Source organism: Nocardia sp. NPDC004722 (assembly GCF_053601505.1).
The window spans coordinates 1-7,120 of sequence record NZ_JBSGBY010000446.1 but is presented as its reverse complement, the minus strand read 5'-3'; the positions used below and the strand labels follow the sequence as shown (position 1 = coordinate 7,120).

The window sequence follows — 7,120 nt, the reverse complement described above, 5'->3', positions numbered from 1 at the left end:
GGCACGGCAGAATGGGGAGGTTCACCCACGTCAATGCCGCCGAGGAGGTGCCCGCATGCCCGCTCACGACCGGGCCTCCGCGTCCCCTCGCGGGCCAGAGTCCACGCCGCCTCGCGACCCGGAGTCTCTGCCGCTTCGCGGGCGAGAGTCCTTGCCGCCTGGCGCTCCGGATTCCCTGCCGCTTCCCGGGTCGGAGCCACTGCTGCCTGGCGGTCAGGGGCACACGCTGCCTCACGACCAGGCGCCCGTCCCGGCTCCGCCCGTGTCGCGCGGGCCCCGAGAGGACGCCCGGCTGCTCGCGACCATCGTGCATAGTGCCTTCTACGTGCTGCTGGCCGCCTCGCTGTTGCGGTATTTGCTTCGCCATCACGACAATCCGAACATGCCGTGGGTGATCGCGCTCTCGGTCGGGCTGGCTGTGCTCTATGTGGTGAGTGAGTTGCGCGCCTCGCGGAGGGTCCTCTGGTTCGCGCTGCTGGTGACCGTGTGGTCGGTATTGGTGGTGCTGGCACCGAGTTTCGCGTGGTGCGCGGTACCGCTGCTCTACACCGGGCTGCGGATCCTGCCGCTGCGACTCGCGCTCGGTCTCGTGGCCGGACTGACCGGATTGGTCGTCTACGCCCAGCTGCGCCTCGCGGGCTGGGCCGACCCGAATCTGCTGCTCGCCGCGCCCGCCGTCGCCGCTCTCAGCACCGCCCTGTTCGTCGGCCTGCGTCGCCAGACCGAACGGCAGGCCGCCCTCATCACTGACCTGCGCGCCACTCGCCACGAACTGGCCGCCACCGAACGCCGCGCGGGCACCCTCGCCGAACGCCAGCGCCTCGCCATGGAAATCCACGACACCCTCGCCCAGGGGCTGTCGAGCCAGAGCATGCTGTTGCAGGCCGCCGACCGGATCTGGGACACCGATCCGACCCGGGCGCGCGAGCACGTGCGCGGCGCGGCGGCTGTGGCGGAACACAATCTGGCCGAGGCCCGCCGCTTCGTGCACGACTTAACCCCCACCGACCTCGCCGCGGGCGGCTCGCTGCTCTCCGCGCTCGAGACCATGGCCGCACGCGAGAGCGGCGAAACCCTCACCGTGCGAATCCATGTCGAGGGAACACCGGCCGGGCTACCGGACGGCGTCGAAGCCGCCCTGTTGCGAATCGCACAGGGCGCCTTGGCCAATGCCCGCGAACACGCCGACGCGGCCAGCGTCACACTCACCCTCACCGACCTCGGCGATCGCGTCGTCCTCGACATCGCCGACAACGGAACAGGTTTCGACCCCGACGCCCTCCCCGATCCCGCCGACCGCGGTCACGGTCTGCCCGCCATGCGCGCCCGCCTGCACCAACTCGGCGGCACCCTCACCGTCGAATCGGTTCCCGGCGACGGCACCGTCGTCTCCGCCGAAGTCCCCCTGGACCGACCATGACCACCACGAGTTCTCTGGAGCGCCCGTGACGGATTCGAATTCCCCTGTCCGGCTGGTCCTTTGCGACGACCACGCGGTGGTCCGCGCGGGCCTGCGGGCGCTGCTCGACAGCGCCCCCGGCATCGAGGTGATCGGCGAAGCGGGCAGTGGCCCCGAAGCCATCGCCCTCACCGCCCACCTCCACCCCGACGTCGTCCTCATGGACCTCCAACTCGGCGGCGACATGGACGGCATCGAAGCCACCCGCCGCCTCACTGCCGCCCAGTCACCCCCGCGCGTCCTGGTCCTCACCACCTACGACACGGACGCCGACATCACCCGAGCCATCGCCGCCGGAGCAACGGGCTACCTCCTCAAAGCCGAACGCCCCGAAGAACTCTTCGCCGCCATCCAAGCCGCCGCCCAAGGCCGCCCCACCCTCTCCCCACCCATCGCCGACCGAGTCCTCCACCACCTCCGAAACCCCCAACCCACCCTCACCTCCCGAGAACTCGACATCCTCGCCCAACTCTCCCAAGGCCTCGGCAACCGAGAAATCGCCAAAGCCCTCCACATCAGCGAAGCCACCGTCAAAACCCACCTCGGCCGCATCTACGACAAACTCGGCGTCGAAACCCGAGCCGCCGCAGTCTCCGTCGCCAACGACCGCCGCCTCCTGGGCTGACGAGGATCCGGTCATGCCGTTTGAAACGGCTGAGGTTGTCGGTCAGTACAGCTGGATAGTCTCCGACTGTAGGGAGGAATGGGAGTCGCGACGAATGAACACGTCGGTGACGGCCGCCTTGGTGGCGTAGGTCCACGACCTTCGCGTTTCAACGGTCTCCGCCCTGCCGCGCCAATTGCTCTACCGCGATGACCATTTGGGAGAGGAATTCCTCTGGCAACTCGCGCCACGTCCACGCGCTGCCGAGGCTCGGCGGAAGCCGGTGAGCGGCCTCTGCGACGAGGCCGTATCCGTAATTTTCGGGGTACTCGCCCGGCAACCCGAGCCCGACTGCCAGCCAGGGCATAAGCTCTGGAAGATCCAGATAGTCCCACCATGGCGCGTCATCCCAGCCGCGCCTGCGTTGGACCACCACCTCGAAATGCCATGCTTTCGAACACAATCGGCGGACCGCCTGCGTGACACGATCATCGGCGTCGGCGAGCTCGACATCGATCGCCGCATGCGCTTCACCGATGTAGTTGAAGACCAGACCGAAGAAATTGCTGGCACTCGACAACGCTTCACACGCCGTCGGCCTCTGCTGTTCCAGCGAGAACGAGTCGCGGACCCGAGCCGCGCTCACCGGTTCGGCGATCCTCGGACCCCACAGTCCGTAGCGACCTCCGAGCGGCCACTCCGAGCTCTCGTCGTAGCCCGCGATCTCGAGGATCGGCGCCAGCGCCGCGTCACGCCACTCGAACGAGGCTTCGCGGGCAAGCGCGCGGATTACCGCGTATTGATCGTCGGTGATCGGCGCATCGAGCTGTTCGACGGTGAGCGGCCCGAATTCCTGACACCATCCGCGCAGTACCGCCTGCCGAAGCCGCTCACCCGCCCGCCGTGCGGCCAACGGTTCACGCGCGGCGACCACGACCCGGTACGTCTCGTCCCACAGATTCCGTTTTCCCACAAGATCATTGTCTACAAACCGTAACGAGCCAGCCTCAGAAGGTCGGGAGCACTCACTGCGGAATTTTGTCCGCTTCTCCTCGCTGAGTACTCCCTACCCTTGTTGCCGGTTGCCCTGAACTCGCCATCACGGGCTGGTGACCCCAGGCTCATCAGGTGGATCCGGGGCATGCGGCCGGACCGGACGCCTTTCAAGGCGGCGTTCACGGCTGACGACGAGGTGGCGGTTGAGGTTCCGCCGTGGTCAATCTGCGACCGATGCCCGGCTGGTTCGAACACGCGTGGCGCGAACCGTTTTGGTCAGAGAGTGGTGTTGGCGATGGTCGACGGGACAAGGATCTCGAAGGGTTCTTCGCCTGCCGCGGCTATCGGGGTTCCGCAGGTGTAGCCCGTCAGTTCCGCCGCCAATCGAAGGATCGGATTGAACCAATCGACTTCGTCGAAGTCGTCCTCCCACTCGTCGGAGTCTTCGGTCCAGCCCTTCGACTCGACGTATTCCAGATAGTCGTCGAAGGCCATCCTCGTACGAATATCGGTCGTGTCGTATCCCGAGATCCGAGGCATGAAGCTGCTGTTCGGTGACGCGATTCCCCAGACCTTGCGCGCGTTGCGCCATACCGACACCTCGTCGTACCCGACTCCGTCGATCTCTGCCGCGGCGACGATTTCCCGACCGAGCGACACCGATCCCAGATCCCAAGTATCTTCCAGCATTTCGAGGGATCGGTCTTCGACCACAAGGTAGGAGTTGCCGGGTCGCACAGCACCGGCCAGCGGCTGCCTCGGCCAAGCCGAGTGGACCCCGCTGCGCCGCACGCCCAAAGCAGCGCACGCTTCCTCCGGCGCGGTCTCCGTCGCCAACGACCGCCGCCTCCTGAACTGACGAAGATCCTCATTGCCGCGCAGTTCCCCAACATGTCGCGTCGCCGAGTGGCACATCCTGGAGGGGATATGTCCGACTTTGCCTCCAGGATGTGCCACTCGGCGTTCGGTAGGACGGTGTGTTCGGGTCGACGTCGGGAGCGGGCGCGTCAGATTAAAGCCATTCGGGCACAGCGAGTTTGGGGTCGATCGATTGGCTGCTTCGAACTGCGCGGCTCGCGGCAAGAGGGGATGTTTGTGAGTAACGATCAGCGTGTGCTGCGGTGGATGCGTTCGATGTCTGCGGCGAGGTCCGCCGACCGGATCCCAGCTTGCCGCTGTAGTTTTCGGATCACGATATCGCCCAAGGGGGTGTCGGGTCGCTTCCGCCAGCCTCGCTTGGCCCATGTCGATCTCGTTCCGTTAACCGTGGCTTCCGCTCTGTCGGAAGCCTCCGGTTCGATCGCGCCGATCGTGGTTGCCATGATCTGGCGTTCGCGCCGTCGGTCGGCTCGGTTCGGCAAACGTTTGTTCAGGCGAATGGCTTTCCTCGAGCTCTTGTCGTTCTCGCCGTAGTCGTTGCGGCGGTCCTTCATGTAGCTGAGAATCTTCTTCTCCTGCGGACTTTTCTGCACCACGACCGTCATCCTCCTGTTCTAGTGAACAGGACAGGCTACGTGTCGATTCGCCTTGTTCGCCACGGAGTTTCGGGCTCCGGTTCGGTCAGTGCGTCTCGCGGGAATTGAGTGTGTTTGCCGCTGGTTGCGATCTGTCAGGATCGGACCCCGGTGGCGCGCTTGATGATCGCGTCGAAGGCGCGGTCGGGCAGCAGCCATTTCACGAAGATCAACGGGCGGGCTCCGAACCCGACGGTGTAGCGGGTCTTGGGGCGGCGCGCGGTGACGGCCTTGCCGATCGCGTCGGCGATCACCTGGGGCGGGGAGTTGCGGCGGGCGTTGGCTTCCGAGCTCAGCGAGGTGGCCACGGCCTGGGCTTGGGGGGCGTAGGCGGTGTCCCCGGAGACCTTGCGCAGGTGATCTGCCGCGATGCCGCCCCATTCGGTGGCGATGCCGCCGGGTTCGATCACCACGACATCGACCCCGAAGGGCTGGGCTTCCAGGCGCAGGCAGTCGCTGAGTCCTTCGAGGGCGAATTTGGTGCCGTGGTACCAGCCGCCGAGCGGGGTGTAGATCTTGCCGCCCATGGAGGTGATGTTCACGATCGTGCCCGCATGCTGTTCGCGCATGTGCGGCAACACCAGTTGGGCCAGCCGCGCCGCGCCGAAGACGTTGACCTCGAACTGGTAGCGGGCCTCGTCGAGGGGCACGTCCTCGACCGCGCCGTAGGAGCCGTATCCGGCGTTGTTGACCAGCACATCGATGCGTCCGGTCTCGCTGATGATCCGGGTGATGCCCGCGGTCATCGACGCATCGTCGGTGACGTCCATGGCCAGCGGCCGGATGCCGTGGTCGGTGAGTTTCTGCAGGCGGTCGATGCGGCGGGCCGCGCCGTAGACGGTGTAGCCCAGGTCGGCCAATTTGCGGGCGGTGGCCTCGCCGATGCCGGAGGAGGCTCCGGTGACGAGGGCGGTCTTGGTGGTCATATCGCCTCCCAGCGGTAAGATGAACTGCGGTTCACGTTCTATGATGAACCGTAGTTCATGTTATTGGCAAGTACCGATCGACCACTGTGAGAGACATTTCATGACCCAGGCCCGAGCACCGCGCGCCGACGCGGTCCGCAACCGCACCAAGATCCTGTCCGCTGCCCGCGAGCAGATCACCGCCCATGGCCCCGAGGTGGGGATGGATCAGATCGCGGGGGCGGCCGGGGTCGCCGTCGGCACGCTGTATCGACATTTCCCGACCAAGACCGATCTGGTCGCGGCCGTGGTCATCGATCACGTCACCAGGATCGCCGACGACGCCGAAGCCGCTTGTGCGCGTGTGGAATCCGGGGCGCGCGCCTGGGACGAGATTGCCGGGTTCCTGGCCGATGTCGTCGAGCTGACCGCCACCAACCACGCCGCCAAAGCCGCCGCACAAGCTCTCGGCGCGGACCCCGCCGCGAAGGCCGACGAAGATCGCGCCACCGCCGCGCTGGCCGTGCTCATCCAGGCCGGACAAGCGGCGGGAGACATCCACCCCGACGTGACCGTCGGCGACCTCTACCTGCTGTTCTCCGCCGCCCCCACAGACCAACCGCACTCCGCCCGCACCCGATGGCTCACCCTCGTGCTGCCCGGCCTGACGACCCGCGCCAGAACTGACGAACCCTGACCCGCCCGGACCGCTTGGGACATAACAAACTTGGCGGAGCGGCGCGTTCGCTCGGTGAAGATGCGCTCAGCCGTCCTTGCGGGGGATGACGATCACCACGATCAGGGTGATGATGCTGAAGAACAGTCCGAGTACGCCCCAGCCCAGTGGGTTCCGGCCCTTGGCCGCGGCGATGCCGGCGCAGATGAAGGCCGCCAGGATGCTGCCGATCGCGACGAAGATGCCCTTGATCCCGCGGAGAATGAAACCGGCGGCCTCCGGCTGGGTTTGCATCGCCAGAAGCAGTGAGTGCATCTCGAATCCTTCCTCCTGTTGATCCGGTCGTGGTTATCGTCCGACCGGCTGTTCGAAGGCGCTATACCCGAAGTCAAGACCCCGAAACAGACACAGTGACCGAGGTTTCTCGAAAATCCGCGAGAACGATGGTTCATCAGCGAAGGGCCACACCCCCGGCGTGGATTCGCTGTTCTCCGTAATTCTGGTCAGTGATCAGTGCAAAAGCAGCGGTGAAGACGATCGTCACGGCGATGGTCGCGAATAGGAGCCGGAGTGCTCGGCCGCGAGCGTCCCTCGCGTCGGCGCGGCGCAAGATCGCAGTGTGCACTCCGAACAGGGTGAGTGCGAAGACTATCGACTCGACGAGCCCCCAGAACGCGCTTCGGGGCGCAATGAATTGGTAGAAGTAGTGGGCAATCGCTCCGCCGCTGCGGTGATCCCCACCCGAGAGCCATTGGATCGTTTTGATCGACACAATCGGCGTCCAAGCCGCCACCACAGGCCACATCCCGGCTGCGGCAACGGTGACGAGTGTGCCGCCGATCGCCATCACTCGAATGGTGGACGACTGCCGGGCGAGGAGTAGCGCAGCGATCGGAGTGCCGACGATCAGTGCCGCCGCCAGTCCCAGGGTGAGCGGGATGATGGTTGTGAAGTTCCAGGGTGCGG

General features: G+C 66.0%; 9 protein-coding genes. 3 read left to right on the top strand and 6 right to left on the bottom strand.

Features of this window, described 5'->3' with window-relative positions:
• Positions 1-262 precede the first annotated feature (262 nt).
• Positions 263-1,420: a sensor histidine kinase gene (locus ACWELQ_RS32755; protein WP_452400906.1), complete on the top strand. Its 1,158-nt coding sequence runs from the start codon at positions 263-265 to the stop codon at positions 1,418-1,420.
• A gap of 25 nt (positions 1,421-1,445) precedes the next feature.
• Complete coding sequence (locus ACWELQ_RS32750) at positions 1,446-2,084, top strand: response regulator (protein ID WP_452400905.1); 639 nt, start codon at positions 1,446-1,448, stop codon at positions 2,082-2,084.
• Positions 2,085-2,232: 148 nt separating this feature from the next.
• Here ACWELQ_RS32750 and ACWELQ_RS32745 read toward each other — a convergent pair whose 3' ends face one another.
• From ACWELQ_RS32745 to ACWELQ_RS32730, 4 genes are all read right to left on the bottom strand, one after another.
• The gene (locus ACWELQ_RS32745; RefSeq protein WP_452400904.1) at positions 2,233-2,997 is read right to left on the bottom strand and encodes a hypothetical protein; all 765 of its coding nucleotides are present in this window, start codon (positions 2,995-2,997) and stop codon (positions 2,233-2,235) included.
• Between the two features lie 338 nt (positions 2,998-3,335).
• Positions 3,336-3,896, bottom strand: coding sequence for a hypothetical protein (locus tag ACWELQ_RS32740; protein WP_452400903.1), 561 nt, complete (start codon positions 3,894-3,896; stop codon positions 3,336-3,338).
• Positions 3,897-4,165: 269 nt separating this feature from the next.
• Positions 4,166-4,543 carry a hypothetical protein gene (locus tag ACWELQ_RS32735; RefSeq protein WP_452400902.1) on the bottom strand — a complete coding sequence of 126 codons (378 nt, stop codon included), beginning with the start codon at positions 4,541-4,543 and terminating at the stop codon, positions 4,166-4,168.
• A 125-nt stretch (positions 4,544-4,668) separates the two neighbouring features.
• The gene (locus tag ACWELQ_RS32730) at positions 4,669-5,499 is read right to left on the bottom strand and encodes an oxidoreductase (RefSeq protein ID WP_452400901.1); all 831 of its coding nucleotides are present in this window, start codon (positions 5,497-5,499) and stop codon (positions 4,669-4,671) included.
• 100 nt (positions 5,500-5,599) lie between these two features.
• On the opposite strand from ACWELQ_RS32730, the gene ACWELQ_RS32725 reads away from it, so the two are divergent.
• The gene (locus tag ACWELQ_RS32725; protein WP_452400900.1) at positions 5,600-6,175 is read left to right on the top strand and encodes a TetR/AcrR family transcriptional regulator; all 576 of its coding nucleotides are present in this window, start codon (positions 5,600-5,602) and stop codon (positions 6,173-6,175) included.
• A 66-nt stretch (positions 6,176-6,241) separates the two neighbouring features.
• Here ACWELQ_RS32725 and ACWELQ_RS32720 read toward each other — a convergent pair whose 3' ends face one another.
• Together ACWELQ_RS32720 and ACWELQ_RS32715 are read right to left on the bottom strand one after the other, a co-directional pair.
• Positions 6,242-6,469 (bottom strand): deoxyribodipyrimidine photolyase, encoded by a 228-nt coding sequence (locus ACWELQ_RS32720; RefSeq protein WP_452400899.1) that lies wholly within the window; start codon positions 6,467-6,469, stop codon positions 6,242-6,244.
• A 136-nt stretch (positions 6,470-6,605) separates the two neighbouring features.
• On the bottom strand, positions 6,606-7,120 hold a 515-nt coding region (locus ACWELQ_RS32715), incomplete at its 5' end, for a hypothetical protein (RefSeq protein WP_452400898.1).